The sequence below is a fragment of the Mucilaginibacter corticis genome (assembly GCF_007558865.1).
In the GTDB taxonomy this organism is placed as follows: domain Bacteria; phylum Bacteroidota; class Bacteroidia; order Sphingobacteriales; family Sphingobacteriaceae; genus Mucilaginibacter; species Mucilaginibacter corticis.
Genome location: NZ_VLPK01000002.1, coordinates 90,283 through 110,263, shown reverse-complemented (window position 1 = coordinate 110,263; position 19,981 = coordinate 90,283). Strand labels below are relative to the sequence as shown.

17 protein-coding genes are annotated in these 19,981 nt (G+C 33.6%); 1 reads left to right on the top strand and 16 read right to left on the bottom strand.

Annotated elements, in window-relative coordinates:
* Complete coding sequence (locus tag FO440_RS11160; RefSeq protein WP_144248349.1) at window positions 1–1,074, top strand: hypothetical protein; 1,074 nt, start codon at window positions 1–3, stop codon at window positions 1,072–1,074.
* Here the strand turns inward: FO440_RS11160 and FO440_RS11155 are convergent.
* The 16 genes from FO440_RS11155 to FO440_RS11080 form a co-directional block, all read right to left on the bottom strand.
* Complete coding sequence (locus FO440_RS11155; RefSeq protein WP_186292646.1) at window positions 1,058–2,740, bottom strand: capsule assembly Wzi family protein; 1,683 nt, start codon at window positions 2,738–2,740, stop codon at window positions 1,058–1,060. The genes FO440_RS11160 and FO440_RS11155 overlap by 17 nt on opposite strands.
* A gap of 11 nt (window positions 2,741–2,751) precedes the next feature.
* Complete coding sequence (locus tag FO440_RS11150) at window positions 2,752–4,464, bottom strand: capsule assembly Wzi family protein (protein WP_144248347.1); 1,713 nt, start codon at window positions 4,462–4,464, stop codon at window positions 2,752–2,754.
* Between the two features lie 10 nt (window positions 4,465–4,474).
* The gene (locus tag FO440_RS11145; protein ID WP_186292645.1) at window positions 4,475–6,154 is read right to left on the bottom strand and encodes a capsule assembly Wzi family protein; all 1,680 of its coding nucleotides are present in this window, start codon (window positions 6,152–6,154) and stop codon (window positions 4,475–4,477) included.
* Window positions 6,151–6,810, bottom strand: a complete 660-nt coding sequence (locus FO440_RS11140; RefSeq protein WP_144248345.1) for a hypothetical protein — start codon at window positions 6,808–6,810, stop codon at window positions 6,151–6,153. Before FO440_RS11140 ends, FO440_RS11145 begins: the two co-directional genes overlap by 4 nt.
* A gap of 116 nt (window positions 6,811–6,926) precedes the next feature.
* Entirely contained in the window at window positions 6,927–8,327 is a 1,401-nt protein-coding gene (locus FO440_RS11135; RefSeq protein WP_144248344.1) for an undecaprenyl-phosphate glucose phosphotransferase, read from the bottom strand.
* A gap of 309 nt (window positions 8,328–8,636) precedes the next feature.
* Window positions 8,637–9,413 (bottom strand): WecB/TagA/CpsF family glycosyltransferase, encoded by a 777-nt coding sequence (locus tag FO440_RS11130; protein WP_144248343.1) that lies wholly within the window; start codon window positions 9,411–9,413, stop codon window positions 8,637–8,639.
* 52 nt (window positions 9,414–9,465) lie between these two features.
* Window positions 9,466–10,557 (bottom strand): glycosyltransferase family 4 protein, encoded by a 1,092-nt coding sequence (locus FO440_RS11125; RefSeq protein WP_144248342.1) that lies wholly within the window; start codon window positions 10,555–10,557, stop codon window positions 9,466–9,468.
* Window positions 10,554–11,798: a hypothetical protein gene (locus tag FO440_RS11120; RefSeq protein ID WP_144248341.1), complete on the bottom strand. Its 1,245-nt coding sequence runs from the start codon at window positions 11,796–11,798 to the stop codon at window positions 10,554–10,556. Before FO440_RS11120 ends, FO440_RS11125 begins: the two co-directional genes overlap by 4 nt.
* Before the next feature lie 84 nt (window positions 11,799–11,882).
* Window positions 11,883–13,049, bottom strand: coding sequence for a DegT/DnrJ/EryC1/StrS family aminotransferase (locus FO440_RS11115; RefSeq protein ID WP_144248340.1), 1,167 nt, complete (start codon window positions 13,047–13,049; stop codon window positions 11,883–11,885).
* Between the two features lie 8 nt (window positions 13,050–13,057).
* A complete protein-coding gene (locus tag FO440_RS11110; RefSeq protein WP_144248339.1) occupies window positions 13,058–14,002 on the bottom strand; it encodes a GDP-L-fucose synthase family protein in 945 nt (314 codons plus the stop codon).
* A gap of 48 nt (window positions 14,003–14,050) precedes the next feature.
* Window positions 14,051–14,605 carry a CatB-related O-acetyltransferase gene (locus FO440_RS11105; protein WP_144248338.1) on the bottom strand — a complete coding sequence of 185 codons (555 nt, stop codon included), beginning with the start codon at window positions 14,603–14,605 and terminating at the stop codon, window positions 14,051–14,053.
* Complete coding sequence (locus FO440_RS11100) at window positions 14,592–15,545, bottom strand: glycosyltransferase family 10 domain-containing protein (protein WP_144248337.1); 954 nt, start codon at window positions 15,543–15,545, stop codon at window positions 14,592–14,594. Before FO440_RS11100 ends, FO440_RS11105 begins: the two co-directional genes overlap by 14 nt.
* A gap of 3 nt (window positions 15,546–15,548) precedes the next feature.
* Window positions 15,549–16,925 (bottom strand): oligosaccharide flippase family protein, encoded by a 1,377-nt coding sequence (locus FO440_RS11095; protein WP_186292644.1) that lies wholly within the window; start codon window positions 16,923–16,925, stop codon window positions 15,549–15,551.
* Window positions 16,926–16,989: 64 nt separating this feature from the next.
* The gene (locus FO440_RS11090) at window positions 16,990–17,874 is read right to left on the bottom strand and encodes an alpha-1,2-fucosyltransferase (RefSeq protein ID WP_144248335.1); all 885 of its coding nucleotides are present in this window, start codon (window positions 17,872–17,874) and stop codon (window positions 16,990–16,992) included.
* A gap of 54 nt (window positions 17,875–17,928) precedes the next feature.
* The gene (locus FO440_RS11085; protein WP_144248334.1) at window positions 17,929–18,810 is read right to left on the bottom strand and encodes a glycosyltransferase family 2 protein; all 882 of its coding nucleotides are present in this window, start codon (window positions 18,808–18,810) and stop codon (window positions 17,929–17,931) included.
* Between the two features lie 72 nt (window positions 18,811–18,882).
* Window positions 18,883–19,971, bottom strand: coding sequence for a lipopolysaccharide biosynthesis protein (locus FO440_RS11080; protein ID WP_144248333.1), 1,089 nt, complete (start codon window positions 19,969–19,971; stop codon window positions 18,883–18,885).
* Window positions 19,972–19,981: the final 10 nt, after the last annotated feature.

The following is a 19,981-nucleotide window of genomic DNA, read 5'->3' as shown; positions in this document are numbered from 1 at the left end:
ATGAGCCAGGAAAATACACAATACCCTTACGAACCTGAATTTTCTATCACAAGGCTGGTTAACGACCGCATTAAGGATATCAAATACGTTTTTAGATTTAAAACCGCGTTGCTGGTAGCTTTAATTGCCGGAGGTTTAGCAGGCGCATTAACCGCGTGGATATGGGACCCTACCTATACCGCCAAATTAACTTTTGTGGTTGACGATTCAAAATCATCAGGCAGTGGTGGCGGGCTATCTGCTTTAGCAGGTTTAGCAGGAGTTGATTTGAACGGTGTAGGTGGTGGTAGTGGCGTATTAGCCGGCGATAACGTGCAGGAATTGATAAAAAGCCGTAAGTTGATAAAAGCAACGTTGCTAACTGCTTATGACAGCGCACAGACACTTGCAGACAAATATGCCGCTGTATATAAGCTTAATAAAAAATGGCTCGAGTATAGTCAGGACGGCAAGATAACCCGCTTCCCTTTAAATGGTATACATAATACAAGGTTGCAGGATAGCTTATTACATGAAATGACTACCCTGATATTGTCGGGCGATTTTGAAATAGCAAAAACGGATAAAAAGCTTGGTTTTTTTGAAGTAAATACAACTATGAAAGACGAGCGTCTTGCCCAGCTTTTTTGTATACGGATGATCAATCAATCGACTGATTTTTATATAAGCACAAAAACACAAAAATTAAGGGATAATGTTAATCGTTTGCAAAAACGCGCGGATAGTATTGGCTTGATACTTAACCGTAAAACTTACGCGGCCGCGGCCGCTAATCAAAGCACTTTGGATCTTAACCCGGCTTACACCGCATCTAATGCAAATATTGAAGTGAGAGAACGTGATAAGGTAGTGTTATCAACCGTTTTTTCTGAGACCGTAAAAAATCTTGAAGCCAGCAAAACAATGCTTGCCCAGTCTACACCAACCGTGCAAATTGTTGATGAGCCTGAATTACCTTTAAAGAAAAACAAATTCAAGTACTCAATCACCATACCGGCAGGTATATTATTGTTTGAATTGGTACTTGCTTTTTATTTGTTATTTACCCGCAAAAAAATTAAAACCGGTAACTGATTCCAAGTTCGCCGTGAAAATTATATACATCATTATGCGGTATATAGTATTGGCCCGGATTATAATCTTTTAATACCCACTCATAATTTAACGACTTAATTTCCTGCAGTTTTGCATTAAATATAAAATTCTTGTAATTCCACTCGCCCACTAAGGCAAAAGCAAAATCAACCCAATTACGGCTATTACCATTTATATTAGGTAAATATTGTTGGGTAAAATCAACATCATGTTCGTAACGCTCAGCCTGGATTCCAAATTTCTTTAAGCCAGATACCCAACTTACATCCATAGATTGAAGATTGCCTCCTGAGCCTGTTCCCGCCCCTAAAATTTGCCCTAAATTTGTTTGCCCAGCCCTTACCTGACTGTGGACATACCATCCTCCAGCTTGCCGTACAGAACGATCTACCGTTTGTGATAGTTGAGTTATTTCTGTACTGAACAAAATATGCTGGTCTTTGGCATCATTTATAGTAATCATTTTTCGTACCCCAAAAATATAAGCCCTGGAATGCTCCGGCGAACCTATAAAATCTGCTATATTAAATGAATTATCATTCAATCCATACTCAAAATAAACTTCGGCCTGTGCTTTTGTAAACAACCACCTTGCATAAAGAGATGTCAGCTGGTCGCGCCCAAACTTATCAGAGCCGGCAGTATCCGTTTTCGAATATGGTGTAAAAAATGGCACATAACCATTAAGACCCTTAACATCCGAGTGATAAGCGTTAAAAACGCGTGTTAAACCTAAAGTCAATCCTGGAATCCACTTAGGGTGATAGTTGATATTAAAACCTGAATAATAACGCCAATCATCTCTTTTAGGTTTATATAAATTTGTTCCTGTTGACGTTGAAGTTACTGATAAAGGTGCTAAACCCGAATTTTCTAACTTTGCCCCAATGATCTGACCTTCAAAAGAACCCAAAAAAGTTTTTAACGGGTGAGTAGTATTAAGTGTAACGTGTTTAAATCCCGGGGCATTATCGCTTAATATTAGAGCATTTCTGATGCCAGGCCCCCACCATATACTTTCGTTTGATAATCCCAACGCAATTCCGCCAAATGTTAAGGTTATATTACTCTGCCCCAAAAAAGCTTTTTTATAAGCGCTGTTGCCGTAACGCTCGGGCTGGTCTATATAATTATGATATAAATAATAAAGGGCCAGATCTGCATTGCTATGGTCCGTAGCAAAACCTGTAAAATTTGGATTGGCTGCATATACAAACTCCGGTCTGAACTGTATGCTTAAAAATCCGTATTTTAAATAAAAACCACCGCTTATCATGGTCTGGTAACCTTTTGCCGGTATCATGGCTTCATCATTCCAACCATAAGGATGATCAGAATTAAATTGTTGCTGCCAGCTTAATGGTAGTATTTGCAAAACCCCGGCACCATTTGCAAAAGAAGTATAACCGTGTACCCGGGTACTGTCCTCCGGGATATATAAATTATTTGTGCCTGAAGCGGATATGGGTGTTAATGGGCGCAATGTAAATGACAGGTTTGAATCAACCTTACCCAGTAATTGCTGCCTCCTGTAGTAATCATCAAGTACAGGTGTGCCAACCGGGAGTGACTGTGCACTAACACGTATATGTAGTATTACGCATGTAATAAAACATAGATTAAATACAGCTAATCCTTTTTTCATCATACAATTAACTAAAATCTATAAGTAATACCTAATTCGCCATGAAAATTATACACATCGTTGTGAGGTATATAGTATTGATCTGGATTATAATCTTTTAAAATCCATTCATAATTTAATGATTTGATTTCTTGCAACTTAATGTTGAACAATAAATTTTTGTAGTTCCATTCTCCATGTAAATCAAATGCAAAATCAACCCAATTACGGCTATTTCCATTAATTGGTGGCAAATAGCTTTCAGCGAAATCAGCGTCATGTTCATACCTTTCAAATTGAATACCGACTTTCTTTAGCCCTGTAATCCAACTAATATCAACAGACTGTATATTTCCTCCTGTGCCTGTCCCGGCACCTAAAGTTTGTCCGTTATTAGTATGTCCTTGAAGTAATTGGTAATTTGCATACCATAAACCAACATCTCTGATAAAATGTTCTGTATGCTGTGATGTCTGCGTTATTTCTGTACTTACTAAAATATGTTGATCAACATTATTATTAATTGGAAGAAATTTTCTTAAGCCGAAAACATAGGCTCTTGAATGCTCTGGTGTTTGTAGAAAATCTGCCAGATCATATAAGTTATCTTCCCATCCATATTCAATATATATTTCTGCCTGTGCTTTTGTAAAAAGCCATCTGGCATATAGAGATGTTATTTGATCTCGCGGAAATAAATCGCCAATACCATTGTTAACATCTTTTTTAATGTATGATATAAAAAATGGCACATATGAACTAAAACCGCCTTGCTTCACATCGTTGTAATAAGCGTCAAAAGTTCTTATTATACCTAAAGTAAACCCGGAAACCCACTTAGGTTGATAATTGATATTGAAGCCCGTAAAATAACGCCAATCATCTCTTTTTTGAGTGAGCAAATTTGTGCCATCAGATAATTTTGTGATTAATAGCGGCGGATAGGCAGAATTATCTAAATGCCCAGCTATAATCTGGCCTTCAAAATCCCCAAAATAAGTTTTTACAGGTTTGACCGTATTTATAGTAATATGCTTAAACCCTGCGGCATTATTGGTTAATATCAATGCATTTTGAATACCGGGTCCCCACCATAAATTCTCATTTGACAGGCCTATTGACATAGGGCCAAATGTTAATCGTATGCTGCTTTGCCCCCAAAAAGCTTTATTGTATACGCTGTTACCATATCGTTCAGGCCAATCTACAAAATTATGAGAGGCATAATAGCGATATAGATCAGCGTCTGAGTGCCCTTCAGCATATCCGGTAAAACCAGTATTAGCGGCATATACATATTCTGGTTTAAACTGAATACTTAGCGGGCCATATCTGACAAAGAAACCGCCGCTAACCATTGTCTGATACCCCCGTGCCGGAATCATAGCGCCATCATTCCAACCGTATGGATGATCTGAGTTAAATTGCTGCTGCCAGCTTATGGGCAAAATCTGAAACTGACCTTTCCCTTTACCAAATAGAACCTGGCTGCTTGCAACCCAATGATCTTTTTTCAGCGAACTATCAGGATCAAAAATATCTTTGGCATTTAATCCCTCTTTTGAAAGAAGAGGCCTGACAGAAAAAGACAAATTTGAATCAACCTTATTTAATAATTGCATCCGGCGATAATAATCATCCAAAACCGGCATACCAACCGGTACTGATTGAGCATATGTTTTGCTTGCTAAAAACACACATGCAAAAACAAGTATTGTATTAAATACAAAAAATATTTTTTTCATATTTAATATTTTAGAATCTGTAGGTTACCCCAGTTTGCAACTGCAAATTAAATTGATATCGTTGATGTTGAAATGTAATGTCATCACCTTGTTGAGTTAAGCCCCACTGGTAATCAAGGGATTCTATACCCTGAATTTTCGCATTAAAAATCAGGTTTTTATAATTCCACTCGCCGTTAAAAGCCATGCTTAAATCTACCCAATGGCGTGTATAATCCTGGCTGTCATGAAATGCATAGTAATAAAAATCATTATCATGTACATACCGCTCAATTTGCAGCCCCAATTTTTTAAGTCCTTTTACCCAACTAACTTCTACCGACTGCAAATTCCCACCGGGGCCAATACCGGCACCCAATTCCTGTCCCTGGTTGGTATAACCTTGTCTTACATTTTGGCTAACATACCATTCTTTTCCTTGCATATCATCGGTAATGCTTGTGCCTTGTAGCTGGGTAACTTCAACTCCGATCAGGATATTTTCATCAGCTTTTTGTTGAAATGGCAACAGCTTTCTTAAGCCAAAAATATAAGCGCGAGACTCATTTGGATTTAGTAATGATTGTTCAACATCCAGCGTGTTATTGTAGTGACCATACTCAAAATAAAGTTCAGCATGTTCTTGCGGCCAAAGCCAGCGCATAAACATTGAACTTAACCGGTCCTGTTTATTAATGGGTGCATCAGTAGCGGTTGTTTTGCTAACAGTCGAGAAAAAAGGCAGATAATCACCAATGCCGCTTAGATTTTTACCATATGCCTGCTGTGCCTGGTCAAAGCCTAAAAATAAACCGGGCACCCATTTTGGCTGCCATGTGATTATCACACCTGATAAATAGCGCCAATTTTTAGGCTTAGGTACATACAGATCTGTTCCAAAAAAATATTTATCAGGTGTTAAAGGAGCATAATCTGAACTTTTAGGATTACCGCCAATCATCATACCTTCAAAAGAGCCAATCGGTGTATTTATCGGTTTTTGCGTATTTAACGTAAAATGTGGAAAACCCGGCGCAGTATTACTCATTAACAGCGAGTTTCTGATACCCGGGCCCCACCATAAATTTTCTGTTGATACCCCGGCCGATATACCTTTAAAATTTAACCTGACACTACTTTGCCCCCAATATGCATGTGCGTAAGGTTTGGTGCCAAATCGCGCCGGCAGGTCTACATTGTTATAGATATCATAATACCTGGCAAAAATAACATCGTAGTGGTTTTTATCAAAAGTATCAAACGGAGGGTTTGCAGCGCCTACAAACTCAGGGCGCAACTGGATAGACAACGGGCCGTATTGTGCAAAAAAACCAATACTGAACATGGCTTGCAAACCTTTTGCCGGTATCAATGGCCCATCATTCCATCCGTACGGATGATCAGAATTCCCTTCGGTTTGAAAATTAAACGGCAGCAATACAGTTTTTAACTTACCGTTTTTGCTCACCCAGGTACTGCCGGTATCCAAACCTATTTCTGTATTGTCCGGGAAATACACGTTTTTATTAAAATAACCAGGATAAAGCGGGCGTATTGTAAATGAAACGGAGGTATCAACAGTTCCTAACAATTGTAACCGCCTATAATAATCTTCGATGGCGGTGGTACCAACAGGCAAAGATTGAGCACGTGCACTAAATTGAATGCCAATAAAAGCAATGCATATAAGTGTAAGCTTTATTATTTTCATAGTGTTGTCGCTTTGATATTTATATTGTCGACAGACCAACTTCCATCGCATCCCGGGTCGGACGTATTGCTTTGTGCCATTTGTACCAATTTATCCAAACATTGAAGTACAAGAGTGCTACTGGTATGGGTAAAGGTTTTAGTAATTTTATATTGTGTAGTAGTATTTGGGCCTGTTACACTGCAGAGCCCGGACAGGTTAGTTTTATACGCGCCTTTTTTAGGGTTATTATAGTTATTAGGATAATTGAACGGGTAAGACTGCGGCGAGCAAAAATTTCCGTCAGCGCATATATCGTTTGAAAATGTAGTATTGATATATACTTTTCCATCCACCAGCATTTGCCAGATATCCGGCCCATAAGGTGCAAGCTTGTTTCCGTCCCAGCTATCATGAATATACAGATCAAAAGAAATAGTTATTATATCATGCTTGGGCAGGTTGTTAACTGTTAACTTGAAATTCCCGGCGTTGCTGCTACTGTTATATTGGCCAAGTACTGCCGAACCATTATACTGCCCAAGAATAGCATTCTCTATATTTGTTGTGTTAGCCGATTCAAAATCATTGTTATAAACAACTGTATCACTATTAACATGCGTTTTACAAGAAAACAGAAAAACAAAAAGTATGGCGTAAAGTATCTTTTTATTCATTGATTTAATTTTAATATGTTTTATTCACTTGTAGTCTGATTTATAAATGATTTTGTACTCACTTTGTTTTATTGTAACCTGATTACCCTATTTTAAATAGCAATTACGATAAAAAATCAAAAAGCGTTTTCTTCGCCTTTTACAGCATTCCAAACTGTAAGAAATATAATTTTCAGATCAAGCAGAAAAGACCAGTTTTCAAGATACCAAACGTCAGCCTCAACCCGTTGAAGCATAGCCTCGGTAGTTTTGGTTTCACCTCTCAGACCATTTATTTGTGCATATCCTGTAATGCCAGGCTTAAGAAAATGCCGTACCATAAATTTATCTATAAGTTGCGAATATTGTTTGGTATGGCTAATCATATGTGGCCTTGGGCCTACAACAGACATGTTGCCTATCAATACATTAAAAAATTGGGGCAACTCATCTAAACTTAGCCTTCGTAACAAAACACCCAATTTTGTAACCCGGGAATCATTACGTGTTGCTTGTTTTTTATTTGAGTCTGAATTAACCTTCATACTCCTGAATTTATAACATTTAAAAGGCTTATTGTCCTTGCCTGATCTGATCTGCACAAAAAATACAGGCCCCTTAGATCCCAACTTTATTAAGACTGCTACTATTGGGAAAAGCCAGCTAAATATAAACAGAATGACAAATAACGAAAAAAGAACGTCAAACATACGCTTTAAAAACCTATTCATCATATTTTCGAGCGGTTCAGGCCTTACTGATATTACAGGTATATGTCCAAAATTTTCAACATAGGTAGGTCTTTTAGCAAAATCGTAATATTCCGGTACATATTTAAACCTTATCAGATTTTTATCGGCTTCAATCATTAATTGCTCTACTTTGCTTGACTCAGAAATAGGCAAGGTGCAAAATATTTCATCAATTTTGTTTGATATCACATACCTGATACAATCCTTAATCTGGCCTGTATATGGAACTTTTAATTTTAACTTTTCAGGTTCATCATCAAAAACCCCCATTAACTTGTACCTAAACTCAGGATTAGTTGAAAAAAAGTGATATAAATCCTGCCCAATACGTCCCCCTCCTATAATAACAAAGGTTCTGCTGTCAATTAATGAAGATCGTTCGTTTTTACGTATGCTCAAAAAAATGAGCTTCCAGATACTTATTAAGAATCCAAATAATACCAGCGAATAAATTAAATATTCTCTGGTTATAAAATAAGACTTTGCACCTATTAAAATAATAACTGTAAAACTTGTAATACTTATAAAAAGCAGGTAGGTTTTTATAACTCCACGATACGTTTTTATGGAATCTTTAATTAATACATGCTCATAAAGCCCGGTTATGTTTGCAGCCAATAGCCAGATTAAATTAAATACCAGTACTATAGGCAGATAATGATTACTTGTCCAGAATAAAAAAGTATTGTCAGCAAAAATATAAGCTAAAACCATACTTAAATTAAGTATGACATAATCTACACTAAGGTTTATAGCTTTAATAAATGTGGTGTACCTGTGAATCATTTATAAATAATGTAACTGCATCCATCAAGGTGACATACTAACGGATAGTCGCACACAAATATCACAATTTATTCTAACGATTAAGAATAATTATAATGCCAGATAAGTACTAAAGAGTGGTGAAATTTGCATGATATATATCATGCAGTTGCTTTAACATTTGAGCCTAACCTTAAAATATTTTTAAAGTGCATGGCTTTTTTAGAATAAACAACAATATTATAAAAATAATGATCATAAATAATAACGCCGAATAAATTCGGGGCCCGCTGCGGAGATAAAACTATCTGAGATTGATTATTAGTTTGGTTATCTGGTCTTAATTTCTTTAATTAAAATCAAAATGAATCTTGGTGCCTCGATAAAATAACGTCTGAATAAGCGTTTAGGCTCCTTAAAAAATCTAAATAACCATTCCAACCCTATTTTTTGAAGAAATAGAGGGGCTCGTTTTTTTAAATTTAAATAAAACTCAAATGATGCTCCTAAAGTGGCAAACAATGGCATCTTATCAAATTTATTTTTGACCAGCATTTTATGTATGCTAATAGACAATATATTTTGCTTAGGAAAACTTATACCTATAAAAACGAATTTGATATCGTTTTCCATAATAATGGTTGCACACTCCTGGGTTATATAATTAATGCTGTCGTTGTCGTTGAATTGAAAAAATGGTAAGGTATAACAAATAACATTTCTGTTTTCTCTACTTAAAAGTTCTGATACTTGTTGAGAAGTTGTTAATGCCAAAATTTTAGCGTCGCTGCTTTTAGTTTTTTCCCATAACACCGGAAAAAGATCGCTGCCACTCAGACGCGCTTGCAAGCTTTTGCCTAATAATTTTGAACCCAATACTATTGGCTGCCCGTCAGGAAGTATATATAAAGAATTAATTAATGCATCTTTTAGTTCCTTATGTTCGGGTTTTGAGAGTTGTACAAGTATATCAACATTAGGAGTAATCAAAAATGGTGCTTTATTATCTTCGGTATACAATATTTTTTTAAAAATATCATCAGCAATAATATTGATATTAGGTGCGGAGATAAATGAAAATCCAAACAGATCAACTTTTTTTAACATATATCTGTATTGAATAATATTTTAGGTAATAAACAAAATTGCATTGTTTATATTAACTGGTAAATTCAATTTCTATTTTATGAGCCAAATCACTAATTATTTTTTTATTATCATAATCTAAAGCTGTATTCCGAGTGTTTTGTTTAAGAACCTTTTTTTTACTGTTATCCAATTGATAAAATTTAAAAAGCGCGTTTGTAAGATCAACTACATTTCCCGGCTCGAAAAAGTAGCCATTATACTCATCTATTAAATAATCTGTTATACCGCCTAATTTTGATCCTATTACCGGGACTCCACAGGCCATTGCTTCCAATCCAACTAAGCCCAAGCTTTCCGTTAATAATGTCGGAAATACAAAAATATCAAAATTTGCGTATACCAAGGGAAGTTCTTGTCTGGTTTTAGGGCCTATGTAATGTACAATGTTTTTTAAATTTAATTGGGTAATTAACGTCCTCATATCACTAACTTCATTGCCATTACCTACTATAATGCATTCAATGTTTTTAATTTTATGCTGGTTTACAAGTTCATGAATTGAATTAATTAATATATCCCATCCTTTTCCGGTATCAATTCTTGAAACATAGCCAATTTTAAAAATATTATCATTATTGGATGTCGTGGTACATGAAATTGAGTTAAATTGTTGAATATCAATGCCTCCTGATGCCGAAACAAATATTTTATTTTCATCTATATTAAATTTATCTGTTATATAACCTTTAAAAAAATTTGATGGAACCACAATTAATTGCGCTATATCAATTAATTTTTTAACAAAGCCTTGCATGCGCTCTTCGAAAGGATTAATTGTTATAATATCCCCGCCATGCGGGTTAGCAATAAGTTTGTATTTTTTAAAAAGTCTTAAAATTAATAATGGTATTGCCGTATGTGAAACCGTGTGCACATAAATTATATCATACTTACAAAATATACCTTTAAACAGTATCTCAAAGTTAAAACGGATATATTTCCACAATTTATGAATAGGATTACTGGTTCGGCCTTTTATTAACGCTGATGTTTTCAAATCATACCCTTTACGGCAAAATCCGTCATAAAACTCTTTAACAAAACTTCCGTAATAAGGATCGTCATTACTTGGATACATATTACTTATTAAAAAAAATTTCATTCAACCTGAACTAAGTTTTGCAAAAATTGGCTGTTATAATTATTTCGAATAAAAATAGCTACTAGAGTTAGATTAAGTGCATTAGTGGCGCTATAAAATATATGACCGGACATAAAAGCAAACAAAAAATAGCACGAAGTAAAAAAAGAAAAAAATATATTTTTATATGGATTTTTAAAAATTGTCTTAAAATATAAAACAAACATCGATAACGACCCAATTATTCCTACAAATAAAAAAAGATCGAAAAAATCCATTTCGATCTGATATTTAAACTGATCTGTGCCACCGAAAAAATAGTTAAGAATATTCCAATAACTTAAATTCCCGCTGATTTTGGTATCAATCACATCAATCCTGCCTGAGGTAATCATTGACAAAAATCCATTTTCTTCGTATACATCCTTGAAATGTTCATATAAAAATGAATAATCAGGGTTTGTTACAACAGGCACTATTAAAAAAATTGATATTATTAATGCAACAGTAGCATATATAATTTTTTTACCAGGCGATAAATTTATTGCCAAATGATACAAAAAAAGAAATATTAAAAAAAAGTAAATGGTTTTTGTTCCTAATAAAAGCGAAGCCAATAATACCGGATACATCTTCCAATTTTTTTGCTTAAGAATGAAATGCTTATAATAGAAATAGGAAATTGCGATAAAATAAAAAAGTGTTGCTTCATTTATCGCCGGTATTAAACCGTCAAACCCATACCTGAAATCTTGTGAATAATATGACTTAAATAAATTAACACTTAAAAATAGACCGACAAAAATTAAAATTGAGTTTATAACAACAATGTTTTCATAAATCTTTGTCAAAAAATTATAGTCTTCACTATTGTCAATTATTTTATATGTACCACCATAAATTATAAATACATATAGATATTTATTTAATAGTGTGAAATGATAAAATACACTATAATCAGGTTGATTATAGTGTATTAAAAAAGCACTTTGTCCAATCGCGAATATTACAATCATTGCAATAATACCTACAATGATTTTTTTGCGGGTTTCGTTTAGTCTTATTAGGATAATTGATGCAAATAAGCCCTCATACAAAAAACGCACATATATTGATGCACTAAAAGCATTTTCAATAGAGTCGTCATTTATCGAGTAACTCACCTGAAAATATTTATTTAATGCATCTGAAATATAAAATAAAACTAAGGCAGAAGCAACCAGATAAAATGATATTTTATTTTCGCTTATGGTTTTCTGCATATTAATAAATATGATTGTACCCTATAAAATACTGTTAAGTTTATAGGCTTTTGAACCATCCTTCTGCCGTACTTTTTTTATTAATTAGTATTTGTATAAGCAACTACTAATTACTTCTAAATCACTTTCTGTTAATTCAGGATAATTTCCGCAATAAAACCCACAATCATGTAAAAAGTCTGTTCCTGGCAAATCGTATTGTTCTTTAACATATTTTTTATAAAATGGCTGATTTTGCATATTGCCTGCTATCATAGGTCTGATCTCAATACCTGCACCTGCAAACCTTGACAGATATTCGGTTCTGATAGTACTGTTATTACATACTACCGGAAAAGCGAATGTCGAAAGCACATTTATATGTTTATGATTCAGATGTATCAAATCAGGATTTTCAATGAAGATTTTTTCTAACCGAAGGTAGTTGCTTTGGCGGGTCAGTATATTTTCTTTTAAAAACTTCAATTGATACAGTCCTAAAAATCCGGTTATCTCTGTTGGCCTGAAATTAAATCCAAGATCGTAAAAAGTATATTTTGCCTGAAATTCAGAATCAATATTAAATTTCTTTCGCCACTTAAACTGCTGCGCTGATGAAAGATTTCTATCCCAACCATTAGCTCTCACAATTTTTAACATTTCGGCTAAATCTTCATCATCAGTACATATCATCCCCCCCTCAATAGTTGACATATGGTGTGCCACGAAAAATGAAAAAGTTGAACCTAAACTAAAATTGCCAGCTTTACCTTCGGGCAATTCAGTACCTAATGATTCGCAATTGTCTTCAAGAAGAATGATGTTTCTTTCGTTGCAGATATTTTTTATTTCATTAATGTCACCAAGAAATCCCAAAACATTGGTTAAAAAAAGTGCCTTAATCTCTGGTGCTTGTTCAAGCCTTTCAAGCAAGTTTCCAGACATCACATTAAGCGTTGATGGATCGCAGTCTAACGGTACTGGAACAAGCCCCATCTGTATTATAGGCATGGTATTGGTTGACCATGTTAAGGCTGAAAATGCTACCTGATCGCCCTCTTTTAGTTTACCAAGATTTTTTAAGGCCTGAAGTAATGCCAGATTTGCGCTACCTCCGCTATTGAATAAAACGGCCGATTTTCGCCCCTGAAAATTTGCAAAAGCGTTTTCAAACTCAACGCATTTGGTATCCATGCTTAATCTATTTGCTTTTAAAATGAAATCGGCTAAAGCGTGTTTAGTTTCATATTCATTTAAAAAAGCGTTTTTCATTAAAGGTATCATATAGTATTTTTTAGTTTTAGTTCTCTATATTCATTAATTGTTTGCTGTATACCATCCTCAATTGTTATGCATGGGCTAAAACCCAGCCCACGCATTTTTGATACATCCATACATTTACGTGGCATACCGTTGGGTTTTGAAGTATCCCATTTAATATTCCCTTTAAATCCAACTTTATGCGCAATTAATTCAGCAAGTTCTTTAATGGATATATCCGTACCCCAACCAATGTTAATAAAATCAGGATTATTATAATTCTGCATCAGGTATAAAACGGCCCTGGCTACATCATCCACATGCATAAATTCACGCATGGCAGAACCATTACCCCACACTTCAACTTCATTAATACCATTATCTACAGCATCTGTAAACTTGCGCACAAGCGATGATAGCACATGAGCATGCTGTGGATGAAAACTATCATTTGTACCGTACAGGTTACAGGGCATTAAACTAATGCTGTTAAAACCATATTCTTTGTAATAGCTTTCAAGTAATTTTATGCCAACTATTTTTGCTAATGCATACCCCTCATTAGTAGGCTCAAGTTTGCCAGTTAAAAGATACTCTTCTTTCATTGGCTGCGGGCATTCTCGCGGATATATACATGAGCTTCCCAAAAAAACGAGCTTTGTAACATTGTTTGAATAAGCCTCCTTTATAATATTATTTTGTATTAATAAGTTTTCATACAAAAATTCAACAGGCTGATTCATATTTGCTTGTATACCGCCCACTTTGGCTGCAGCCAAAATAACATACTCTGGTTTTTCGGCTAAGAAAAACTCTTTAACAGCATTAGTGTCTGACAGATCGAGCTCTTTTCTATCTTTTAAAATTAATTGGGTAAAGCCTTCTTTTTTATACAATCTTTCAATTGCAGAACCTACCATTCCTTTATGCCCTGCGATAAATATCCTTGATTTTTTTTCAATCATATAGTAATAATGCTAATGAAACTATCCTATCTGTTATATTATACAGGCCTATATATTATTTCCAGTTAATTTAATTTGTGAAATTATAAATTTAGCCTCAGCAATATCAAAATCCCACCAATTACTTTTTTCTATATCTTCAATCTGCTTTTCTGAAAACCTGTATTTAATAATTTTTGCAGGCACGCCGCCTACTACTGCGTATGGGGGTACATCTTTATTTACAAATGAATTAGCACCAATCACTGCACCATTGCCTATTTTAACACCCCGTCTAATGGTGCTGCAAACTCCTATCCATACATCATTACCAATTTCACATTTTTTTGAAGTTAAAACCTCATATGGATTATCATAAAAAAGGCTGCTGGTAGATATGTTATTTAATAAATGTTCTCCATTTCCAATTGATACGTTATTGGCGATGGAACAATACCTGCCAATATTACTCTTTGTAATAAAAGTATTGTATCCTACATAACAGTATTCGCCTATAGAAGTATCGTCACTAATGTAAGCCGTACCCATTATTTCGCATTTTGAAAATCTCTTATCATCAAAAAATTTTCTTTTTATCTTTTTTATTATGTTACCGAATGCCATTAGTCTGAAATATCTTTTTTATATACCGACGCATTGAAAATTCAGGAGAAATAACAACTTCTTTTTTCTCAGCAAAAGGATTCATATTATCCATATAAGAAGTTAACAACGGAAAAATGTTGTAATTATTTAACACTTTAATCCTTTCTTCCTCCAAAAACTGCAGATGCTCTGTATAATAATTTTCATTAAGTAATATGCTTTCGATTACTTTCACACTATGGTTAAAGTCATCAATATTGATACGACTAAACGATTTCGGCGAAAAATATTTCTCTGCATTTGGACAACCATAATAAAAAGGATAAGTAAATGATAAATGACAGTCAAAAAACTTTTCAGTGAGCCAATCATCACAGAAATCATTTTCAATAGCTATTGAATATTGATACGGTGCCAGTACATCCCATTTATCGTCAAAATCTTTAATACCCCTGCCAAACAAATCAATATCGTCTTTAAAATATTCCTTTAGTTTATAGGCAAAATCTAACCGTTTTTTGTGTCCGTCAGTAATTACCTTGTTAGATGTTATCAAAGAAATTTTCTTGGTTTTATTAATGGGCGCCATTTCTAAAAGCTCATCGTAATTTTTCCCTACAAACCAGGGATGACCACCCAAATTATAGCTTACATTAGGATGTACGATTTCTTTTTGACAAGTAATAATTAATGCAAACTGTTTTAAAAATTGCTTGCTAAACTGCTCTATTGAATATGCCTCGCTTGGCATAAATATAATATTTTCAGGCGGGCAATAGCATGCTTCTTTTTTTAAATCGTATTTTGAAAAAAGAACCCAAAAATCGCATTCAGTAACCGCGTTGTTTAAAAAAAATTCATAATCGCCCCATGTTCCACTAAATTTTGGAGTTTGCCTCATTATTGGCCAGTCATGAGGAAATGTGAATTTTACCCTATACTTTTTTCTGTTGTTCATTTATTATTTATCCCAAATACCCGCTGCCTTTACACTAATTATTTTTTTTACTTGCAGAAAGGCAAAGATAGAAGAAATCAATAAACATACTGCTGTGGCTAAGGGCACTCCTATAAGTTCAAAATTTAATACTTTTGAAAAAAATATAGCCAATGGAATATTAATTACGGCTACCCCGCCTGTGATGTATGCCTGAAGCGTTATTTTACCTGTGCCGTTAATAAAAGTGGCCATAATAGTTGCAAATATGCTTATACAACTGTAAAGTAATATTACTAAACTTACTGATGATGGTATATAAACAGCCCGGCCTACCCATATCTTGTAAAATATGCCTGATAAAAAAAACATAATTACACCAACAGCTATAGTTACAATTAGTAATTTAAGAAGCTTATCAAGTGTTTTCTTAATCCAGTTTAAATCATTTGAATAATAGGCTTTAGTGATCATTGGCCACAATGGAACAATTATAAGTGCCCATGCTGTAGATAAGACTGTAAAATATTTTAAAGCGATATTGTATACGGTAACATCTTTAGGCCCAAACAAATTAGCGATTATAAAATTGTCGGTCATGTACATTATCAATCCTGCAATCTGTATAAAAAAAAATCTTCCGCTAATACTCATTACTTCTTTTGTCAGTGCAAAATCGTAATCAACAAATGAGGGAATCAATTCTCTGAATTTTTTTCTGAATAAGTAAACATTAATAATAATCAGCACGCTTAGTTGCGACAAAGTAAAAACTAAGGCTATTGTAACTAATGATGACTTTAGGAAAATTTTAGCAGCACACAGCGCTATAAAGCCGGTTAGCTGTGTAATAAAGTTGATAATGTCTACTTTAAAAGATTGTTGATTAGCATATAAAAGATTGTTAATCAATTTCAAGATCATACTTAATAAAGTAAATATCAGTACTAAAGTAGTTGCGGTAGCAACTGGACTTTGTAAGGACACCGGGACATTAAAAATTTTATCCCATGGGATATACATGTCAAATAATGATATTATAATGCACAATAAAATGCATATTAAGCTCATTGACATATATGTTGTAGTAACATATTTACGGGCAAGGCTCATATTGCCTTTTGTTATAAATTCAATTAGTTTGTTTTTCAAGCCATTGCCAAGGCCTAAATCAAAAAGTGTAAACCAACTTGTAAATGTTAAAATAGTTAGCCATATACCGTATTGGGTGCTGTTTAAATAATTTATTAAAAGCGGAACTGATAAAAAGGATATTGCAACTGTCACAATTTTTATTACAACAGAATATTTAACATTAGAAACTAATGTTTTGGTCTTTGAATCGCCATTTATGTTAGCTATTCTTTCGGATATTTTATTCTTTATTGCGTTTAAAAACACTATACTATTTTAAATAAATGCATTTAATAAGCTGCTATCTGCGTAACCTTTAAAAAGCTTTTTACTAAAACACGATCCAACTTTCAGGTATTAAATCAACAGACGAACGCGAATCAATATTAAACCATTTTTTAGGCGCTACAACTATTTTATTATCATTATTATTTAGCCATGCACCCCACCAACTAAATGTGCTATTGGCTATTATATTATGTTTACAATAGCTCATTAATCTCATATCCTCATAATTATGATCAGCATCATTTAAGTCAACAAATTCCATTTGATATTTACTGTCTAAATTATTTTTCGCCCAGTTAATGTCATCAGAAAAAATGAAAAAAATGGGGTTACTAACTTTTTCAGAAATATAATTGAATGCCAGTTCATAATACCCTAAAGAACAAGTACTATAAATTTCATTTGATACAATATTGGTAACATAATCGCCACGCCTTATATGCAATGATACAGCATTACAGCTATTTATCTTATCAATAACAGCTTGATTAGCTTGGCTTGGAGCGGTCGTGATAATAAGTTCCTGCTGAAGCAACTTTCGGATGCTCCTAAAATATTTTTCTGATTGCCAATAGCCGTCAAAATAAATATTGTCATATGATAAAGAAAAAACATCTGCATCATACAGGGTACCCTCTTCACGATAAAGGTTTAGCGCTTTTTTATTGATTACGCCACCTTTAGTAATTCTGTATAATTTGTATTTGGCTTTGTTATAAATTGATGATAGTTGTTGTATATCTTTTATAGACGCTTTATGAATATTAACATTAAAATGCTGAAGGGAGATTTTATGAAGCGTGTATTTTCCATTAAAATCATCTACATCATAATAAACCTGTAAGCCGGTATGCGCCTCAATTGCCTTACCAAAAGAATATTGAAAAAGCTGGTTTCCCAATCCACCTACAATCTTAACAACTATCATATCTCTATCAAATAATGTATTTTTTCAATGTATTATATCACTTCCTGTACTTTATTAAAAATAATGTTTAAATAAAGCCTTAAAAAAAGATACGGTTGTTAATAATTTATTTAGAAAATATCTATCAAGCTTTATAGATTTTTTTAAATACAGAACCGAAATTTTATAATTACCTTTTTTAAAATGAGCTATGCCAAAATATCTGTAGTAATAAGCCCAAGCCATATTTGTAGCATTTAACCGGGAAATTTCATTTTCATACTTCTTAATAAGCACTTTATACGCTTTTTTATATTTATTTAAATTGTGCGTAATCCCATTTACATTTAATCTGTACTTAGCAAGACTTTTATTTATGTAACCAAAGTTTTCGCCAAGCTCTGCTATTCTTATCCACAAATCCTGATCTTCCATCGTCCATAAATTCGTATCAAAGTAACCTGATTTATTAAGCAATTCTCTGTTAACCATAACAGTTAAAACTCCAACAGTATTAACAGAATAAATAGTTGGGCGAAGATCTCCTTGTCGTTTGTAATTAAATTCAACTATATTTTTAAGCGGTCTCTTTACAATTCCCGACTTATCAAATAGCTCATATTTTGAATGACTAATATTAATGTCAGGATGTTTTTCATGAAACTCTATTTGTGTCGCCAATTTGTCTGGAAACCATAGATCGTCCGAGTCTAAAAAAGTGATATATTTTCCCTTAGCATTTTTTATACCTTCATTACGGGCATTAGGTAATCCACCATTTTTTTTTAAATTGATTAAAACTATCCTATTTTCATTATTTAAATACTCGTCTATAACAGAAGCTGTATTATCAGTAGATGCATCATTAATTATAATAAGTTCCCAATTGCTGTAAGATTGTCTTAATACAGAATCAATTGATTCTTTAATAGTTAAACCCGCATTAAAAGCAGGCATAATGATTGAAACTAATTGCACTGTCTTATTAATAAAAATCAAGTATTTTTCACAATAAACATTTACAGCTATTTAAATTATTGATTTTAAAAATTTAACTATAACTAAATAAAAAGTTGTAACAAATATTAAAATAAACATACCTAAAACAAATCCTTTTGCCTTACCAAATTGATCCTTCTCTAAAGGCAGTATTGGCTTGTCTATAACTTGTATTAGCGGAGTCTCTTTACGTAACGCAATCTTAGATAATTCTAAATTTGCCACTAATTGTGTCAAAATTGCCTGATTTGCCTGTACATCAATTTGGCGATGCTGGGACGGAACCCTCAATATCTGCAATGCTGGATTAGGGTTAGGATTAAGATCACCTGACGAAGCAACACCCGTAATTGCGGCATTTAATTCATGCCTTACAGAATCAGTTTGGCGTTGTAGTATAGCTACATTTTGAACTGATTTTTTAGTTTTAGTTTCCACATAAAAGTCTGAAACCGTCTTAGCCAATATTTCGGTAAAGAATTTTGAAAACAATTCGTTTTTTGAATTTACTTTTACAGTGATAATAGTTGATTTTTTATCTGTTCTATCAACTGTCAAATTGTTTTTTGTGATATCCTTATAAAAAACACCCAAAATACTATCTTGTTGCAAGCTAAATTTTGAACGATCAGCATTTGGTAAAAATCGAATGTTTTTTAAAGCCGGTTTATTACTCCAATCTGGCCTATATTTGTTAAAAGAAATATATAATTCGGCTAATGTTTGTTGTTGGCCATTTATAGAAATTGCAGTAAGCAGGGTATTTTCTACCATTGAACGTGATTTCATCAATTCAAGAAGATTGTCTTCAGAAAAAACCCCACCGCTATTACCCCCGCCTAAGTCAATTCCAAATTGGCTGGCTAAACCCATAGCAGCACCAAGCCCCCCACCAGATGATTTTTCATCCTCTAAAGCAAAACTTAACTCGGCTTTATATATTGTTTTTTTTAGATAAGAATAAGTTAACCCTAAAATGCCGCCTATAAAGCCCCCAATTAAAATAACCTTCCATTTAGATAAGATAAAACGGTACCATTCCTTAATTTTAAGAACGACTTCCTTTAAAGAAATTTCGTCAGAGTTATTTGCCTCAAATCTCTGATTAGTTTTGTCCATATATCTTATA

Bases quoted from the DNA above. Each gene is read 5' to 3' on its own strand.
- FO440_RS11160 (WP_144248349.1), top strand. From the start codon at position 1: ATGAGCCAGGAAAATACACAATACCCTTACGAACCTGAATTTTCTATC.
- FO440_RS11155 (WP_186292646.1), bottom strand. From the start codon at position 2,740: ATGAAAAAAGGATTAGCTGTATTTAATCTATGTTTTATTACATGCGTA.
- FO440_RS11150 (WP_144248347.1), bottom strand. From the start codon at position 4,464: ATGAAAAAAATATTTTTTGTATTTAATACAATACTTGTTTTTGCATGT.
- FO440_RS11145 (WP_186292645.1), bottom strand. From the start codon at position 6,154: ATGAAAATAATAAAGCTTACACTTATATGCATTGCTTTTATTGGCATT.
- FO440_RS11140 (WP_144248345.1), bottom strand. From the start codon at position 6,810: ATGAATAAAAAGATACTTTACGCCATACTTTTTGTTTTTCTGTTTTCT.
- FO440_RS11135 (WP_144248344.1), bottom strand. From the start codon at position 8,327: ATGATTCACAGGTACACCACATTTATTAAAGCTATAAACCTTAGTGTA.
- FO440_RS11130 (WP_144248343.1), bottom strand. From the start codon at position 9,413: ATGTTAAAAAAAGTTGATCTGTTTGGATTTTCATTTATCTCCGCACCT.
- FO440_RS11125 (WP_144248342.1), bottom strand. From the start codon at position 10,557: ATGAAATTTTTTTTAATAAGTAATATGTATCCAAGTAATGACGATCCT.
- FO440_RS11120 (WP_144248341.1), bottom strand. From the start codon at position 11,798: ATGCAGAAAACCATAAGCGAAAATAAAATATCATTTTATCTGGTTGCT.
- FO440_RS11115 (WP_144248340.1), bottom strand. From the start codon at position 13,049: ATGAAAAACGCTTTTTTAAATGAATATGAAACTAAACACGCTTTAGCC.
- FO440_RS11110 (WP_144248339.1), bottom strand. From the start codon at position 14,002: ATGATTGAAAAAAAATCAAGGATATTTATCGCAGGGCATAAAGGAATG.
- FO440_RS11105 (WP_144248338.1), bottom strand. From the start codon at position 14,605: ATGGCATTCGGTAACATAATAAAAAAGATAAAAAGAAAATTTTTTGAT.
- FO440_RS11100 (WP_144248337.1), bottom strand. From the start codon at position 15,545: ATGAACAACAGAAAAAAGTATAGGGTAAAATTCACATTTCCTCATGAC.
- FO440_RS11090 (WP_144248335.1), bottom strand. From the start codon at position 17,874: ATGATAGTTGTTAAGATTGTAGGTGGATTGGGAAACCAGCTTTTTCAA.
- FO440_RS11085 (WP_144248334.1), bottom strand. From the start codon at position 18,810: ATGCCTGCTTTTAATGCGGGTTTAACTATTAAAGAATCAATTGATTCT.
- FO440_RS11080 (WP_144248333.1), bottom strand. From the start codon at position 19,971: ATGGACAAAACTAATCAGAGATTTGAGGCAAATAACTCTGACGAAATT.